Raw genomic sequence first — 17539 nt, forward strand, 5'->3', positions numbered from 1 at the left:
CTTTAATTGAATTAGCAGGAATCGGACATTGTCCTTACGATTAATGCCCTGAACAATTTAATTCTATTTAACTTAGTTGGAGTGCAATATTAAACAGTGAATCAGTTAATATATAAGTAAATAGATAAGGATATTTCTTAGATATTAGACACTAAATAAAATATTACATGGGTAGATTTAGGGTAACTACAGTATTCTTAGTAATTTATCTCCTTTTTTAGGTAATGCCTCAGAAACGTCTTGTTATGTATTAGCCTAGCGTAATCCACTCTATAGTTCTTTTAAGATATATAGTTATACCGAACTGATGATGTAGAATTAAATAGTAAAATGCTAAGCTAAAAAGCTTTTAATTATTAAAAATAATTCTGCTATTATTTGACTAATTTATCAGGAGAAGTAGATAATTTTTTCTAAAACTAGATTTTGGCTTTTATCAAGAAAAAATTCAAACTTTTTTTAAAAATGGATATTTTTTTGAGAGAACTAGTAAAGTCTTATGCAATTTATCTAATTTAACTTCTTGGCTTGTAAAAATATATTTTTTGAGTTTAGCTACATACTAATATTAATTAATATATTAAAATCTTTAATTTATTTACCAAAGTTCTTACTTGATTCTCTAATTTACATATAGCTAATTATCGTATATTAAATATATATTCTACTACTTAAGTTTATAATATAAGACTTTTTTATTTAAAGTGTTTTTATATAGTTTCTCAATATCTACACTAAGGGATTTAATATCTTTTTATGATACTTATAGTATATATTTTTTATCAAAAACACTTAACTATTCTTTGAATTTGTTTTCACATCAATTATATGTAATTTGACAAATCTCTTAAGGTGAACTTTTCATAGTTAATTTATTCTTTAAATGAAGTTGCCTAGTTTTTTAAAAAAATACCAGTTACTATTCTGTCTATTTTTTTTGATTAATCAAATTATTTTTATTTAAAATAAAATCTGATAAGCCAAAAATAAAGTACTTTTAATTCTGAATAGATAGTCAGTTTGGATCTAGTTTTCAAATCTAAATAGAGCATCGTGTCAGTACTACTGATTACTTATATTGTTCCTATATATTTTTGTATATTAGGACACAAGTTAAAAGCTTGTAAATTATTATATTAATCTATTAAAAATAAGGTCTGATAGTAATTAACTAAATACAATTATCTGTCATTTTATTACTGATACATAGTTATATATAGATTTATAATAAGTAATTTACTTCTCTGACTCTAACTAAACACTTGATAGAAAATGATTAATCAATATTTAATTAACTGTTTTATTAAGACCAACAGGAAAGCTAACATTCGTTCCTCCCAACCCACAATAACCGTTAGGATTTTTAGCGAGATACTGTTGATGATAAGTCTCTGCATAGTAAAATGCAGGAGCATCTAAAATTTCTGTAGTTATTTCGCTATATTCCACTTTATTTAATGCTTTTTGGTAAATTTCTTTAGAAGTTTCTGCTTGTTGCTTTTGTTCAGGGGAATAAACATAAATTCCTGAACGGTACTGAGTTCCTATATCATTTCCCTGACACATTCCCTGGGTGGGGTTATGACTTTCCCAAAATATTTTTAACAGTTGTTCATAACTAATAATTTTAGGTTCAAAAATCACTAACACTACCTCATTATGACCCGTAAGTCCGGTACAAACTTCTTGATAAGTAGGATTAGGAGTTAACCCGGCTGCGTACCCTACTGCAGTGGTATACACTCCTTCAAGTTGCCAGAACTTACGTTCCGCTCCCCAAAAACATCCTAACCCAAACATTGCGGTTTCCATTCCTTTAGGAAAGGGGGATTTAATAGGATTTCCATGGACATAGTGGAAAGCTGAGACAGATATTTTCGCTTCCCGTCCAGGCAATGCTGTCTCAGCAGTAGGCAGAGCTGATTTTATCCCGAATCCGAATAGTTTCATAGTTTTTTACCCAAACAAACATCTTATTTTTATCTTAAACAGAAAAAATAGCTTCTTCAAAGTTTTGCTTAATCATTACCACATTCACCACATCTATTGTAACTACTGCAGCAACCATGCTCAAATCCTACTCTCCTATCAAGAGAATAGCAAATTTTATCTATACGTTGTTTCTTCATTATTTAGACTTCTACAATCTAAAGATATCACTAATATGGGTAACATAATATTCAGGACATTTATTAGATATTTTTAAAAAAATGTAGTGTAATCAATGACAAGAACTTTTGTCCTGTAAATCAATTTATAGGCTTATTTTATTTTCAATTTAACTTGTGCAGATTTTCTTATAATTTAGGCTAGTTTGTAAAATTAATAATAATTAAAAACTTGATAACTTAGATTTAAAAAATAGCAGTAAAAAATAATTACATTTTATTTTTTTAAGCAAAAACATAAAAAAATTGCTCGCAATTCTCTTTAAAGGAGTAAATTAAGGAAAAGATAGGATAATACCAGTAAAAGATTTCTATTCTAGAACATTTTTAAAAATCGCTGCTTTATAAATATTTATAGTAAATTTATTTAAATAAATGGTTAATAATATCTTTCAAAGAGATACAATTTTTTATTTTCTAAGCTTAATTAGTAAAATTATTTTTTTAAAAAAATTAATAATGTATTACGTATAATTTTAAGTATTATATAAAATTTATTATATTGATGTTTAAAACAAATAAGACAACGAATTTACCATTCTAAATCTAGAAAGATATCATATAAACTGTAACATATAAATAGTATAAGTAATTCAAAGTGTTAGAGGTTAATTATATTTAATCAACATAAAGTTGTCTCATTATTTAATGTATCAGTGGCATAGAATCCTTAATATCCAAGATGGAGTGATTTTACATGGTGATCCTAGACAAAATAATTTACTTAAAAGATTAAGTTATCATTGACTATCTAACAGCAGTTCACGCCGCCCATATTGATAAAATTTTTAGAAAGGTTGTCTGTGTTTGTATTGGGGCAATCATTTCAGATAGAGTAAAAATAGGAGAAGGGAGTCTCATTGGAGTGAGTTCCATTGTTCCCAAAGATATTTCCTCGTGATCGCTGTTAGTAGAGTAGGAATTTCTGAGTGAGGAGTACGGGATGTTCCGAATGAAAAATCCCAAAAATCGATCAATCATTCTCTGCAGTATGAGAAATTGGCTTTAGTTCACGCTGGGAAAAGAACAAATAGTCGATTGACTGAGACTCAAGAATAACTTATCTTAAATAGGCTTATTGCGATTTTGTTTGTAAGCAATTGTAAGCTATAAATAGTAAAGATAAAAAGTTCATTAAACTTATCAAACTATCTTAAGAGGAAATTCTGATTGATTAGCTTGTTTTGGTTGTTGTTGAACTTATCTTAAATTGCGACAAGTTAGGTAGCATTTTATATTTTTTCTGCAGCCCTACGACAAGTTCAACAGTTCTTAAGCCGCAAAAGCTCAATTTTCATTTTTGGATTAAGACTTAACCGACTGTTTCCGAACTTAAGGAACAGTCGGCTTTTTAAAAGACAAAAGTAAACGAATGGTAGCAAAAACCGGAATTTTATACGGCATCAGTGTAGGAACAGGAGACCCTGATTTGATTACAGTTAAAGGGGTGCGTCTATTGCAACAGGTATCTGTTGTCGCTTTTCCCATGGGAGTAGAGAATCAACCCGGAATTGCTCAAACAATTATCTCCCCGTGGTTAACTTCTGAGCAGAAAATTTGGCCCCTGCCTTTTCCCTATGTCCAAAATGAAACGGAATTACGAGCAGCCTGGAAACAGGCTGCAGAACAAGTCTGGTCTTATCTTCAACAAGGAAAGGATGTGGCTTTTGCCTGTGAAGGGGATATCAGCTTCTATAGTACCTTTACTTATTTAGCCCAAACGCTCACTCATTATTACCCCTCAGTTAAAATCGAAACCGTTCCAGGAGTTTGTTCTCCGATGGCTGCGGCTTCGGTTTTAAACCTTCCTTTAACGGTTAGGAATCAACGGTTAGCTATTCTTCCTGCACTTTACACTTTAGAGGACTTAGAACAGACATTGGGGTGGGCTGATGTAGTGGTGTTGTTGAAAGTTAGTTCAGTCTACCCCCAAGTGTGGAAAATTTTACGACGGTTAAAATTATTGGAGCACGCTTGGGTGGTAGAACGGGCGACTCAATCGGAGCAAGTTATTTATGATGAGTTGGGGGAGAAATCAAACCTTCGACTTTCTTATTTTTCCCTGCTTATTATTCACGTCAAGCCTCCCAATTTTCGTAATTAAATTTAACGTCTTATAAACTGTTTCTTGATGGGTGTTTAAGATGTTAGCTAAAAATTGTAGCTTTTGTTACAGTAAAAACTATGTTGACTAACTGCTAACTTCGATAATAATAGATATTGGGCTTTATTGACTAATTGCTATGAGTGTTGCTACCCTTCTTATTCTTAAGTCCTCTTTCTCTGTCCATTACAAGATCAGTTTATTATAAAAAAAGAAACAGCGAGTCGTCATTAACCTATTCATGTCCTTTACGAGTATATCTACCCTCGTAGTTGGGCGTATGTGGAAACAGAATTATAGAGATGTGACTATTTACTAAGCAATCAAATTGGCGATCCGATTTCCTGCGAAACCTGGGATAATGACTAAAATTAAAGACTGAGGTGTTCCCCTAGACTTAGGATGAGAAAGGTCAAAATGTATTTAAATTACAATAAAAAAACATACGGTTGGTCAAGATTTAACCAAGGCTCCAGGAAATCCAGTAGTTGATACAGCTTTATATCTTAGGTTCCTCAAGCCTGAACCAGGAGCCATTACAAATAATTTCTGATCTACTTAATAATGATTATTTGGTGATTTTATGAAAACTATAACACCTCCTATTCTTCGTGCCACCCCTTATTCCACCGAGATGATTCAAGTTTAAGCTAAGCAACTCGTTGACCAGGGTAATATTAGTAAATAACAATCAATCTACATTCTGTACTATTACGATTATGTCCTAGCGCGGGAATGGATTAGTCTTGAGTAGGCATTTGAAGGATACAATTGTCTGCTACGTGATCATATTGCAGGTATCGTTGGTTCAGAAATCTGAATCTAGCAACTAAAATATTCTGAGCCTACTTATTGTTTTGATTAGACTGTCGCAAGTTTTCTAACTCTGTTCTCAGAGCAATTACTTGTTCGGTTAGTTTTTTAACTGTCTCTTGAGTATCCTTATTACCACCAGAGGAGATGCTTAACTTGTAATCATCATTTTTGTTCGTGGAAGTTGACGACTGTCGATATTGTTGTTGATTTAACCATTTATCCACTAAGCGGCGGGCTTCTTGTTCAGTTATCTCCCCTTTTCGAGCCCATTCTTGAGCTTTCTTTGTCAATTAAGTCTGGATATCAGAAAGAGTTTTCGAACGTTTTTGAGGGTCTTGAAGAGTTTCTACAAAGGAAGTGGTAGCTCCAACGCTCACTTGAAAGCCTTGCTGTAACAATTGTAACAGATTATCTATTAGTATAAATAGTTTATTTATACTAATAGATAGTTTAGGTTAAATTACTTGAATTACAGATCAACAATGATCTACTCCCGACATTATTCCTAAACCTTCCCAATCAATATTTTTGCTTGTTGATTAATAATCAGCCCCAGTACTAACCAACTAGTTTGAGATACTGTTCCAAATCTTCGATGACGCGGGTTAGTTCGGCTTCTGTCGTCAGTCGAACACGGTCATCCTTGACCGTCAATAAAACCTTAGCTGCGAAGGGATTTGGATAAATATTAGGATTGCAAAATAGTTCAACGAAAACCTCTCCTGTATGAGTATATTCCATAGCCTTTTGAGGCTGAGGACTACCACCACTGACAGACTGCTTCAAAACAGCTTTAAAACCTACCATCAACTCATCAATTTCTCCCTTAAGAGTTTGAGCAGCTTCAGGACTGAAATTAAAGCTAACAGCCCCTTGAACTAAGTTTAGTGTCAGTTGCGCCATTGATAAAAAAATAACAGTACGAAGAATATTTTAATAATTATTAGATACTCCCCAATTGAAAAAGATGATTTCACTAAATGAAGGCAAATTCTCCATTAGGTCGACTTTACTTACCCCTTGTCAACGACAGAATACTATAGTTTCACTTCATTTGTCTATGTTTTTAGGGAATGTTAATAACTTTTGTTAGAAATAAGTGAACTTTATACTATGAGTAAACTGTCGGAGTCAATGAAAGTTACCTCCGTTTATAGTTTAAGTTGGGATATAAGCTGTTTATAATCCAAATCAATATATTGAGACTAAAAAGATAAGGGAGTGAGAGAGGGGTGGATTGACAGTCTTAATCGGTTTAGACGACACCCAGCCGAGATCCATAAAAACTTTGCTTAAGCTCGTCTATGAAACTCGACAAACACCGATGCCATTGTGGTGTGCTTGAGTACTCTATAATAAATGTATAAATTCAGTATAGTTGGTGTTTTAACTAATAACTCCTAAGACGACTGCCCCAATTATATAAGCACTTATAGATTATGTTAAACCCATCTGAGACAACTACTATACTCTTAATTATTTTGGTCGCCTTGGGGATTTTAACCTGGGGTTATAACCGAGCCAAATTCTATGGTAGATTGGTAATTTTTGCCCAGTTGCAGTTGGTGGCATTGATGGCTCCCTGGCTAGTATCTTTCGGGTTATTTGCTGCAGGAATCTATCTTAATTTAGTGGCAATTTTATTATTATTGGTCACTTCATTAGCAGTATATATTTATTTAGGAAAAAAACTAAGAGCCGAAGGTCAAGATGTCATTCTTCAGAAAAAGGCCGCTAAACGTTTACAAGAACAAAGCAAAGCTGAGAAGTCTCAAGTCAATCAATCCAATAAACTCCCTCCTAATTCTAACTCCAAAATTGTAGCAGATGCTCTATCCATTCCTGAAGAAGATCTTAAACTTATTAAAGGCATATTTGGCATTAATACCTTTTTTGCGACTGAAACAATTTCTTATCAAGAAGGAGCAATTTTTAAAGGAAATTTGCGAGGGGAACCTGACACAGTTTATGATCGCCTTTCAGAAAAATTAAAAGCTCGTTTTTCCGATAAGTACCGTCTCTTTTTAGTTGAAGGAATAGAAGAGAAACCTGTGGTGATAGTGCTTCCAAGTATTGTTGACCCGCGACCAACTACTTTAGTGCAGAGAAATGTCGCTTTGGTCCTGTTTGTAGGAACTATTTTAACTAGTTTAGAAGCATCAGGAATTCTATTAGGATTTGATTTGTTCAGTGATTGGAGTCGTTATCAAGAAGCTATACCCCTTAGTTTAGGACTGTGGACAGTTTTAATTGCCCATGAGATTGGTCATCGTCTTCTTGCAAAACGCTATGATGTGCGCCTGAGTATCCCGTTTTTCCTCCCCACCTGGCAAATTGGATCGTTTGGGGCAATTACTCGCTTTGAATCCTTGCTGCCTAACCGAAATGCCTTATTTGATGTAGCTTTTGCCGGCTCAGCTGTAGGATGGGGGCTTTCTTTAATATTGCTTACAGTTGGATTAGTCTTGTCCCATCCAGGAAGTTTGTTTCAAGTACCTACTCAATTTTTTCAAGGCTCAATTTTAGTCAGCAGTTTAGCTCGGGTGGTGTTCGGAGAAGAACTACAAAAATCATTAATTGATGTTCATCCCCTAACGATTATAGGATGGTTAGGATTAGTCATTAATGCCCTTAATTTACTCCCTGCGGGTCAGTTAGATGGGGGACGAATTGTTCAGGCAATTTATGGACGAAAAACTGCAAGGCGGACTACAATTGTGTCCTTAATTGTCTTAGGAATTGTAACGTTAATTAATCCGGAAAACTCTCTTCCTCTTTATTGGGTAATTGTGATTATTTTTCTACAACGGGACTTAGAAAGACCAAGTTTAAATGAGTTGACTGAACCTGATGATACCCGTGCTGCGTGGGGTTTATTAATTTTGTTTCTTATGTTAGCGACTTTAATTCCCTGGCTTTTCTAAGCTAACTGTGATAAGGTAACAATCACCGAAAGTTGAAAGTTTTGTTTTACAAAATTATCAATTTTATAAAGACTTATTTTTTATAAAATTAAGTTTTTGGAGTTATAAAACATAGTTAGAATAAAAATTCTAGAAATCATTAGCTGCTAATTTATTAGACCCAGTATAGAAGAGTCAACTCCTTTAAGTTTTAGCTAGAAGACCAAAAAATAAGTGGCTATGAAAATTAATTTATTGATTCCTATCAAGCTAAAATCATAAGGTATTGTCAACAGTCGCAGTTAATCTCAGGAAAGTTTCAAACTTAATGCTTTCCTAATTTTGGTAGACGACTTTCTCATATAATCTCTTTACTAGAAATAAAGCTGTCACTTTTTATTTATCTGGATCAACAATTCAATATTCAGGAATACCGGCAACACTGTATTCAGCTCTTTTATAAAGATAATCTCTAATCTTTGTTCTGAACTAACGACTTTTATGATAAAAATAGGAGCAATTCTATAACTGCTTAAATCTCTAATCTAACTGTGGTTAGTTTTTAAAAATTAGCCACGGTTAGATTAGCAATACGGTAATTATTAATCCTAGTTCTTATAGTTTTTCAAAAAATTACTTGCGAGCAAGTAGCTTTAAATAGATTTCAAAAAAATAATTATTTTATATCTTTATATTTAAGGAATTTGGATTAGATTTATCTAGTTTTAATTGATACCTTATTTGATAACCTTAAACTAAATTCTACTTATCTTTAAATATTCTTCCAACGATTTCATGAATTTTTATTTAATGCTATTCTCCTTTTATTATATCCAGTTCTGGACTATTAAATTTCATAAAAAAATAGATACAATTCTTTATTGTCCCATTGTTTCAATTCAATTTGAACTAGACTACTTGAATGTACTTAATGATTATCAAAAAAATTACTTTATCTGTTCCTTTATCCTTGTCATATTTTTTAGTTTTTTAGACTTCTTTCTTTTTAAGAAATGGTGACTACTTGTACTTGCGTTCATTCTCATTCTAGGGAAAATTTCGGGTTTACAAGTCAACCTCAATAATTTTTACTCTCTTTGAACCACATGTTTACTTTACGCTTATTTGAGCTTACTTAGCTTAATCTTATCCAAAAGCTATTAATTCGTTTAATTTTTTAAAAATGGGATAAAAAGCAAATAATTAACGCATAACAACCTGTTGGTGTATTGATTAATCATCAATCTCTATTTTAAAATTCATAATAATTATCTATTCCATCATCACAAATCAGATAATCCTAAAAACTAAAGTTTTTATTGATTAGTCCTTCGGTCATAGTATTACTGTCATACTTTGACGGCAAATTAAAATTTTTGTATCTTTTAATCTTTTACTTCACTGGTTGTATGCCTGGAAAATGTCGATACTTTGCATAAAATCCAATTAACATTAATAAAATAATTCCAAGAGTTCCAATTCCCAAATAACTAGGGACCCAAAAAGAGGCTTCAATAGTATTGATTTGACCAGGCTTTAATTCCCAAACAATCTGATCAGTTTTCTTCTCAAAAGAAGTATTACTAACGATATTTTTAAGTCCAAAAGGAGCTTTTAGAGCAAATTCTAGGTCCACTAATGATCCTGTACTAAGAATAACATTGCCCTGACTAGACAAAACTCCTAACGCTCGTAAATCTACTTCTAGATTAAGTAAATTCTGTTCTAGAAATAACCAATTACCTTGTTTTAAAGACATTTTAGCTTTAAGGTCTACTAAATCTGAATCGTTGTCCTTAAGGGACTGAGTTAGCCTAGACGTAGGAGTATTAAAAAATTTATTGAACTTCTCAGTCAGTTCTTTACCATTCCCAAAAGGGATTTTTACAATGATCTCTCGGGGAGATATTCGTTTAGCTTTTCCTCGAAGATTTTCTGCCCGTTTTTCAAGACTGTCTAACCATTTATTAACTTCTGTTTGACTTAAGTTAGTTAACTGTTCAGCCAAGCTAATATGTTGTACAATTTCTCCTCGATGTTGTTGAAAAAAATCTACACTTACATCATAGTGAACGCAGCCACTTAATAGAGTTAATAAACTAATGACTAGAGGCGTTAAAAAAAACCTTAACAAACCTCTAAATGCCTGTTTTGCACTTTTTTGGTTGAAATCCTGTTCTTGATTTTTCACGGTTAACCATTAACTTTTAACTAAAATTAGTCATCGTCCCAATCATCATTTCTAGCGGAGCTTCCGCCCCCGACAGTCACTAAATCAATCTGCTGACGATAATAGTCTACACTTTTTACCTCTACTTCAACTTCATCCCCTAAACGATAAGCAATGCGATTTTTTCGTCCTACTAAACAACCATGACGGGCGCGATATTCATACCAATCATCTTTCAAAGAACTAACATGAACGAGTCCCTCCACCAATAGATCTTCAATTTCGACAAAGAAACCATAGGATTGGACTCCTGTAATCAACCCTCGGAAAACCTGGCCAGTGCGTTCTTTCATTTTCTCAGCCTTCTTCAAGCCATCGAGATCTTTTTCTGCGTCTTCAGCTAATTTTTCACGATCGTTAAGATGAGAAACTAATACGTGAAATTCTTCTTCAAGACTTTCTTGCATCGCAGGAGGTAAAACATTCCAGTTAATGTCAATGTGACAACGACTGCTGTGGAGGTCTACCCCCGTTTTAGTTTGTTTGGTACGACGATCACGTCCTTCACTAAACAATAACTTAATCATACGTTGTACTAGTAAATCCCCATATCGTTGACCAGGAGAGACACAATGAGTATAACAGTCATGATAAGCTAAGCCGAAATGGGGAGCAGAATGACTGCTATATTTAGCAGATTTTAGAGTATCTTTCAAAAGAAAATTTAATACTCGCACCGAGGAACATTGATTAAATCCTTGAGTCAAATTGTAATAATCTTGAGCAGTAATGTCCTCTTCGGAAGACAGTTGTATATCTATACCTAAATTATCCACAAGTTTCAGTAAATCTTCTAATTCTTCCCAATCGGGTTCAGGTTGAGCGCAATAAAGGGAGGGAATTCCTAAAGCGTAAAGATGATCTGCTACCGATTTTCCCGCTAGGATTATCAACTCCATCAACAGCGAGCGCACAGGAACCTTGGATGAAGCAATAATAACCCCCAAACGTCCTTCATCTTGATAAGGTGATCGCGGCTCTAACTGTAGTTCAAACCCTCCTCGTTGCAACCGTTGTGCTTTAACTAAGGGACTAAGGGTAAAAAACAGTTGGTTGAGACATTGAGCTAATTTTTCTTGTTCGGCAGACACCAGGTCAAGATTGGCTAATAAACCTTGAGCTTCTTGATAAGTCAGTTTTTCATTAACATTAATAACTGTTGGCTGAATTTCGAATTCAATCATTTGACCATTTTTATCAAAGGTAATTAACACTGAAATGGTTAAACAATCTTTTTCTGGGACAATACAACAACAGTCAGTTAAAGCCTTTGGCAATAAGGGAAGTACTTTTTTACCTAAATAAATCGTCGTTCCTCGTTTTTTTGCAGTTTTATCGAGAAGCGAATCAGGGGTAACATAATGAGCAACATCGGTAATATGAATACCTAATTGCCAGTATTGATCGGGAGTTTTTTCAAGGGTAAAAGCTGTTTCAACAAAAGGAGGGTGGTCTCGTTGCTCATCTTCAACAAAGGTAAATGTAAACTGTTGACGCAAATCAACCCGCCTGTCAATTTCAGCTCGATCAACTGTTTTTGGTAAAGCTTCCGCCAGTTGTTCCACCGCTTCAGGGAAAACTTGGGGTAAATCGTGTTTACAACAGACGATATCCGTATCGGCAGCTTCTTCAGCATCACTTCCTAAAATACGGGTGATAGTTCCCCAGGGGGGATGTTCTCCAATCGGATAGCGTATTACAGACACATGAACTAAATGGTTTACTGCTTGTTCTAAACTAGTCTCATTTTGTTTAAGTAAAAGTTCAAACAATAAGCGATCATCGAGAGGAATCGCCCTATAATCTCCATCATCTTTTTTCACTTGAGCAAGTAATGACGGATTTGCCCGTTCTAAAATCAGTTTCACTTCTCCTTCTGGAGAACGACGACGAGTGCCTTCTTTAATCACTTTAACAAGGACGCGGTCACCGTTCCACGCATTGCTAAGATGAGTTTCTCGTATATAGATATCATCAGCGTCTTCTTCATCTTGAATAGCAAAACAAAACCCCTTGCTTGAACAGCGTAACTTAGCTTCAACCAGATTTTTTTCCGTAAAACGGCGATATTTACCTCTTTCCTTAACTAAAACTCCAATTTTTTCTAGAATATCCAGAATAATTTGGAGCTTTTTGATGCTTTCTTCATCTTCACACCCCAACTTTTTCTCCAGAAATTTAGCCGCGACTAATTTGTCATCTGTAAAATTGGACAAAAGTGTAGCGATTGAAAATTCCATTTACCTATTAATCTTCCTTACTAAATGTGAGTGGATCTTATTGGTGGACGGAATGATAGAAGAGGAGTTGCTCGACAACTTCCTAAACGGTTACGTCTTCTATATCCGACACCATGAAGCAAGAAAAGTTCTTTCTTCGATGAGGAGATTGCCTAGTTAGTTAGGGAACTTAGCTAACTAAGTCGTGGCTCAGTTAAGTGATTGCCGTCTTTATTCTTAAGATTCAAATCTTTAGAATGACTAAGTTAGTTTTCCCAATTAGACCTCTGTTTACAATCAAGAAGCGACCTTTGATATATCTGGATTTGTCGCATTATTTATTGTTGGAGATCTACTATATTAGCAGTGAAGTTGCTCCTAGGTATCTTTGATTTTGTACTTGAAAAGTCGTGTCCTGCGAGAACAGAGTGAGAGTTGTATCTAGTGAGAAGGACTACTCTCATTGGAGGTCAACTCTGTCCAAGGTGAGTGTGAGAAACTAATCCGTTAACACTTCCCTTTCACAAACTTATCTAGGTTTTAATTTTACCAAGGTTAAGTGACACTTGCGAGGTTTGTCTTTGACGAAAGTGAAAGTCAGTGTTGATTTTTCATCTCATTTAAGATTCCCCTAACAACTAGCATAAGCACACAGCGCAGCCTTCCATATCCAACCATAGGATTTTACTGCTTCACTAACTTTGTTTATATAGAAAATGTTGCCATTTATCCATCCCTATCCATATAATTCTAAAATTAGCGTCATCGACTATCCATCAGCTGTAAATATATTTTTTTAAAACTGGTGGAAAAGCTTTTCTACCAGTTTTAAACTTTTTAGTTTGGTTGTCTGGGTTTTACCAGATAACTTTATCCCCAGCAGTTAGGACAATGGGGTTCGTCCTTTAATGTCCTAGCTTGTTTCTAGGTGTCGATTAGACTTGATTTCATCGTCTAGTTTTTCTAGTCTAGTCATCAAGCTCTGAGCACGCTTTGATCCTGAGGTCTGCAGGTATTCCCACAGCTCAATGTATTCCGTTCGTTTATAACGCAAACGCAGGGCTTACCACGCTGAGACTAACAGTATGAGAGGTAGGTTCACCCGGATATAGCAATCTCTTTTCTAACAGCAATACAAATATTTTCACAAAGAGGAATTGTAGATTTGACGAATCCATAAAAATCAAGGTGTGTTTATATTTGACTTGTTTTTCTTCAATATTTTCCTATCTTTATCCCCTAAAATAGTACAAATAGACTAAACAAAGATAGTAACGGGTAGCTCAAAAATTATGTTGACTCAATTCAGAATTCTTTATCCTCAAGGCGGTGTAATCAGTGAATTAGTAACCATTGATCACGGAAAGTATATTGTGCGAGTCCTAATCAAAGTTGGGTCAATTACTTTAGGGACAGGTTTAGCAGGAGCTAACACTATTGAGGAAGCTGAAGATGCGGCAAGAAACCGAGCTTTAGGGTTACTCAAACTCGATAGTATTTCCTGGAACCCTAATAATCTCAACACTTCTCAAACTCAAGAAAATCACAATTCAGGCACAATAGCAACAAAAGTTAAAACCAATGAATCATCTTTTTCTTCGAAAGTTCCGAACATTTCGGTAGTTGCTCAAACCCACTCTGAAACACTATTGTCTGAGCAACAAGTTCCGGTTGCGACTTCTGTAAAAGTTCCCCAAACTTCTATACTAGAGGCGAGCTCTTCTAAACCATCGGCTTTTATTGAGACAACTACAAGCAAATCTTCAGTCCAAGTATTATCTGTTTCTAGCATCAATGAGATTGTGACTGAACCAGTGGAAAAAGTTTTTTTTAAACCCTCGTTAGTAGAAGAAAATTCTACTAGTCCTAATGAGAAATTAGCTGAACTTATGGAAGAGGTTTCTCCAAGATCTTCTCAAGTACAAGAAACATTTATTTCAACCCCAGAGATAGGGAAAATTTCAACGCCAACGACTATCATAAGCCAAGAGCTTCCAGACGTATCCTCTTCTAAAGACCAATCTCATCTGACAACAATTGAAGAACCTCTTGAGTTTTCTGAGATTATTGCCCGTTCCAATGTAGAAATGAAGCGTTTAGGCTGGACAAAAGTACAAGGACGCGAATATTTGATTCAAACTTATGGGAAGCGATCACGTCAAGTTCTCTCTGATGAAGAACTCCTCGAGTTTCTTGATTACCTCCAAAGTTTACCAACTCCCTCTCAAACCTAGTATATAGTTTTAAAGAAATCCAAACGGACCCCTGCTTAACTTTCCCTAAAAATTGATGGAAAGAACCATCTCAAAAAATCACTCAGTAACGCTTGTTAGCTGAACTAACTTAGGGGTTAACCGTCGCCGTTGACCCCTATCTTTGTTGTTCCCCTGATTCCCTAACTAACAGGAGTAGGGGAAGGATTGCTAGCCGAAGGACTACGGTTAATCACTTGGTCAATTAATCCATATTCTTGAGATTCTTCAGCGGACATAAAAAAATCTCGTTCCGTATCTTGAGCAATTTGCTCAAGGGATTTCCCTGTATGACGTGCTAAGTGCTCGTTGAGTAGTTGCTTTAGATAAAGAATCTCTTTAGCTTGAATTTCAATGTCTGTGGCTTGTCCCTGGGCTCCTCCCAGAGGTTGGTGAATCATAATGCGAGAGTTAGGCAAGCTCATCCTTTTTCCTTTAGCTCCTGCACTGAGAAGGAAAGCTCCCATACTAGCAGCTAACCCAATGCAGATAGTAGAGACATCAGGACGGATTTGGTTCATGGTATCAAAAATCCCTAGTCCTGCCGATACAGACCCCCCTGGAGAGTTGATATAAAGATAAATGTCCTTCTCTGGATCTTCTGCTTCTAGGAATAATAACTGAGCAACAATAAGGTTAGCACTCTCGTCTCTGACCTCTTGTCCCAAAAAGACAATGCGTTCGCGTAACAGACGAGAGTAAATATCAAATGCGCGTTCACCACGGCCAGAAGTTTCAATAACGGTAGGAATCATAGAGTCTCTATCTTTTGGTTTCTTCCTTTTGATTTTAGCGAGTTTGTTCGTGTGTTGAAGCTCCTATTTTTTAAACGAGACACTTATAAGCTCTATCGAATACACTCTGTATTGCTGTCAACTACAGTCCAAATACGCCAATAATGTATAGTTAAACTATATTTATATTCATTCAAAATTCTATTTAATTTATTTGTATATTCATCACTCAGAAAATTATAAGTCTTAATTAGAGTTAATCTAGGACTAGTGCGTATTCGATAAAGTGCTAAAAAAAACGAAAAATAGCGTGTTGAGAACGACAATAAATAACATTGGGTTTTGATAGATGATTTTGCAGAACAACAGACTATTATCTTTAGATAATTAAGCAAGTATCTTCCACTTACGGCGTTTATCGAGTCTAAGCCATCTCTAGACTAATTGCTGTTTTTGCTTCAAACCCTTAATTCTAGCCTTGACTAGGAAATTTCATTCAGCTAATAAAGACAAAGTTTCTGGTGTTTATAATGTTCCAGAAAAAACCTCATAATTGGAACTAATAGAAACGATATCAATACAATTACTCGGTTCAGTATTTTTAATTTTTTTTTATAAAAATCTAAAAGATGTCTTTATTTCATTAATGTCTTTATTTCACTAATTTGTTAGTTATAGTAACCCTTTTTAAGGTAAAATACTTTTGTTTTTTACATTGAGCTAGCGATATAGTCCCTTGGTTCTACCGAGTAAAAAAAGTTTAATACCTATATAAATGTAACCGTTATTTAAAAACTACTTATGACTTCAACTTTGCTTAAAACCTCAGCGTTCAATGCTCCCACAATTCGTTCTCTTCCCAATGGATTGACCATCATTGCTGAACAGATGCCAGTTGAATCGATTAGTCTCAACCTCTGGTTAAAAATAGGGTCTGCATTAGAATCAAATGAGATTAATGGGATGGCACATTTTCTAGAACACATGGTCTTTAAAGGAACTTCTTGTCTCAAAAGTGGAGAATTTGAACGATTAGTTGAAGAACGAGGAGCACTGACCAATGCCGCGACTTCTCAAGATTATACCCATTATCATATTAATTGTGTGCCCCAAGATTTCAGAGACCTTACCCCATTGCAATTAGATGTGGTGTTCAATCCTAGTATTGCTGATGAGGAATTTGAACGAGAACGATTAGTGGTTTTAGAAGAAATCCGCCGGTCAAATGATAATCCTCGTCTTCAGACTTTTTACCGCGCGATGGAGACTTGTTTTGAAGTCTTGCCCTATCGTCGTCGCGTGCTAGGAAAGGCATCCATCATTGAAGGCTTAATGGCCCAACAAATGCGAGATTTTCACGAAACTTGGTATCAACCTGAATCAGTAACAGCAGTGACAGTGGGTAATCTTCCCGTAGAAACGTTAATCGATATTGTGGCGAAGAGTTTTAGTCAAACGTGTAGGTCTTCTAGTATTAAGCAAAAAAATGCACAAGAGAAAAAAGCAGTTAAGTTTTTACCTGAAGTTCCTTTTACTAAAATTGTACGTCGGGAATTTGAGGACTCCAGTTTACAGCAATCTCGCTTAATAATGATATGGCGAGTTCCTGGGTTGATTGAATTAGATCGAATCTATGCTTTGGATGTATTAGCAGTGATTTTAGGACAGGGAAGGGTGTCGAGGTTATTCCGGGACTTACGCGAAGACAAAAAGTTAGTTTCCCGTATTAACGTTAGCAATATGACCCATAAAATTCAAGGAATGTTTTATATTTCAGCTCAATTACTATCAGAAAATATTTTGGAGGTGGAGCAGATTATCATTGAGCAGATTACCCATATTAGACAAACATCGGTGACGGAAACTGAATTGAATCGTGTACGAATTCAGGTGGCTAATCGGTTTGTGTTTAGTAGTGAAAGTCCGAGCAATCGTGCTAATCTTTATGGTTACTTTTATTCTCAGTTACAAGACTTGGAATCAGCTTTGACGTATCCAAGTCGTATACAACATCTGAGTTTAGAAGATATCCAACAAGCTGCTCTCGATTATTTGTCTCCTAATGCCTATGGCATTACCATAGTACGTTCTACTAATAAATAATTATTAATTA

The 17539-nt window shown here is 34.9% G+C and carries 11 protein-coding genes; 4 read left to right on the top strand and 7 right to left on the bottom strand.

The genetic code is table 11. The features are described from left to right. Positions 1–1287: 1287 nt before the first annotated feature. Together msrA and P3F56_RS08640 are read right to left on the bottom strand one after the other, a co-directional pair. Positions 1288–1950: a peptide-methionine (S)-S-oxide reductase MsrA gene (gene msrA / locus P3F56_RS08635; protein ID WP_281152465.1), complete on the bottom strand. Its 663-nt coding sequence runs from the start codon at positions 1948–1950 to the stop codon at positions 1288–1290. Between the two features lie 980 nt (positions 1951–2930). Further along, complete coding sequence (locus tag P3F56_RS08640; protein ID WP_281152466.1) at positions 2931–3149, bottom strand: hypothetical protein; 219 nt, start codon at positions 3147–3149, stop codon at positions 2931–2933. Positions 3150–3540: 391 nt separating this feature from the next. On the opposite strand from P3F56_RS08640, the gene P3F56_RS08645 reads away from it, so the two are divergent. Further along, complete coding sequence (locus P3F56_RS08645) at positions 3541–4272, top strand: precorrin-2 C(20)-methyltransferase (RefSeq protein ID WP_281152467.1); 732 nt, start codon at positions 3541–3543, stop codon at positions 4270–4272. An 845-nt stretch (positions 4273–5117) separates the two neighbouring features. On the opposite strand, the gene P3F56_RS08650 is transcribed toward P3F56_RS08645, so the two are convergent. Both P3F56_RS08650 and P3F56_RS08655 read right to left on the bottom strand, forming a co-directional pair. Further along, on the bottom strand, positions 5118–5378 hold the full coding sequence (locus P3F56_RS08650; RefSeq protein ID WP_281152468.1) for a hypothetical protein: 261 nt from the start codon (positions 5376–5378) through the stop codon (positions 5118–5120). A gap of 268 nt (positions 5379–5646) precedes the next feature. Further along, the gene (locus P3F56_RS08655) at positions 5647–5991 is read right to left on the bottom strand and encodes a hypothetical protein (protein WP_281152469.1); all 345 of its coding nucleotides are present in this window, start codon (positions 5989–5991) and stop codon (positions 5647–5649) included. A 536-nt stretch (positions 5992–6527) separates the two neighbouring features. On the opposite strand from P3F56_RS08655, the gene P3F56_RS08660 reads away from it, so the two are divergent. Beyond that, entirely contained in the window at positions 6528–8012 is a 1485-nt protein-coding gene (locus P3F56_RS08660) for a site-2 protease family protein (protein ID WP_281152470.1), read from the top strand. A gap of 1372 nt (positions 8013–9384) precedes the next feature. Here the strand turns inward: P3F56_RS08660 and P3F56_RS08665 are convergent. Both P3F56_RS08665 and P3F56_RS08670 read right to left on the bottom strand, forming a co-directional pair. Next, positions 9385–10182: a DUF3153 domain-containing protein gene (locus P3F56_RS08665; protein WP_281152471.1), complete on the bottom strand. Its 798-nt coding sequence runs from the start codon at positions 10180–10182 to the stop codon at positions 9385–9387. Positions 10183–10208: 26 nt separating this feature from the next. Beyond that, on the bottom strand, positions 10209–12461 hold the full coding sequence (locus tag P3F56_RS08670) for a ribonuclease R family protein (protein ID WP_281152472.1): 2253 nt from the start codon (positions 12459–12461) through the stop codon (positions 10209–10211). Between the two features lie 1268 nt (positions 12462–13729). Between P3F56_RS08670 and P3F56_RS08675 the strand changes: the two genes are divergently transcribed. Continuing rightward, positions 13730–14674, top strand: a complete 945-nt coding sequence (locus P3F56_RS08675; RefSeq protein ID WP_405054791.1) for a hypothetical protein — start codon at positions 13730–13732, stop codon at positions 14672–14674. 161 nt (positions 14675–14835) lie between these two features. Here the strand turns inward: P3F56_RS08675 and clpP are convergent, their stop codons facing one another. After that, positions 14836–15480, bottom strand: coding sequence for an ATP-dependent Clp endopeptidase proteolytic subunit ClpP (gene clpP, locus P3F56_RS08680; protein ID WP_281153781.1), 645 nt, complete (start codon positions 15478–15480; stop codon positions 14836–14838). A 747-nt stretch (positions 15481–16227) separates the two neighbouring features. Between clpP and P3F56_RS08685 the strand changes: the two genes are divergently transcribed. Beyond that, the gene (locus P3F56_RS08685; RefSeq protein WP_281152474.1) at positions 16228–17529 is read left to right on the top strand and encodes a M16 family metallopeptidase; all 1302 of its coding nucleotides are present in this window, start codon (positions 16228–16230) and stop codon (positions 17527–17529) included. Positions 17530–17539: the final 10 nt, after the last annotated feature.

It is taken from the genome of cyanobacterium endosymbiont of Epithemia clementina EcSB, assembly GCF_029919255.1.
Classification (GTDB): Bacteria; Cyanobacteriota; Cyanobacteriia; order Cyanobacteriales; family Microcystaceae; genus Rippkaea.

Coding starts and splice junctions, on each gene's coding strand:
- P3F56_RS08670 (WP_281152472.1), bottom strand. CDS start 12,461: ATGGAATTTTCAATCGCTACACTTTTGTCCAATTTTACAGATGACAAA.
- P3F56_RS08655 (WP_281152469.1), bottom strand. CDS start 5,991: ATGGCGCAACTGACACTAAACTTAGTTCAAGGGGCTGTTAGCTTTAAT.
- P3F56_RS08645 (WP_281152467.1), top strand. CDS start 3,541: ATGGTAGCAAAAACCGGAATTTTATACGGCATCAGTGTAGGAACAGGA.
- P3F56_RS08660 (WP_281152470.1), top strand. CDS start 6,528: ATGTTAAACCCATCTGAGACAACTACTATACTCTTAATTATTTTGGTC.
- P3F56_RS08640 (WP_281152466.1), bottom strand. CDS start 3,149: ATGATTGATCGATTTTTGGGATTTTTCATTCGGAACATCCCGTACTCC.
- P3F56_RS08685 (WP_281152474.1), top strand. CDS start 16,228: ATGACTTCAACTTTGCTTAAAACCTCAGCGTTCAATGCTCCCACAATT.
- msrA (WP_281152465.1), bottom strand. CDS start 1,950: ATGAAACTATTCGGATTCGGGATAAAATCAGCTCTGCCTACTGCTGAG.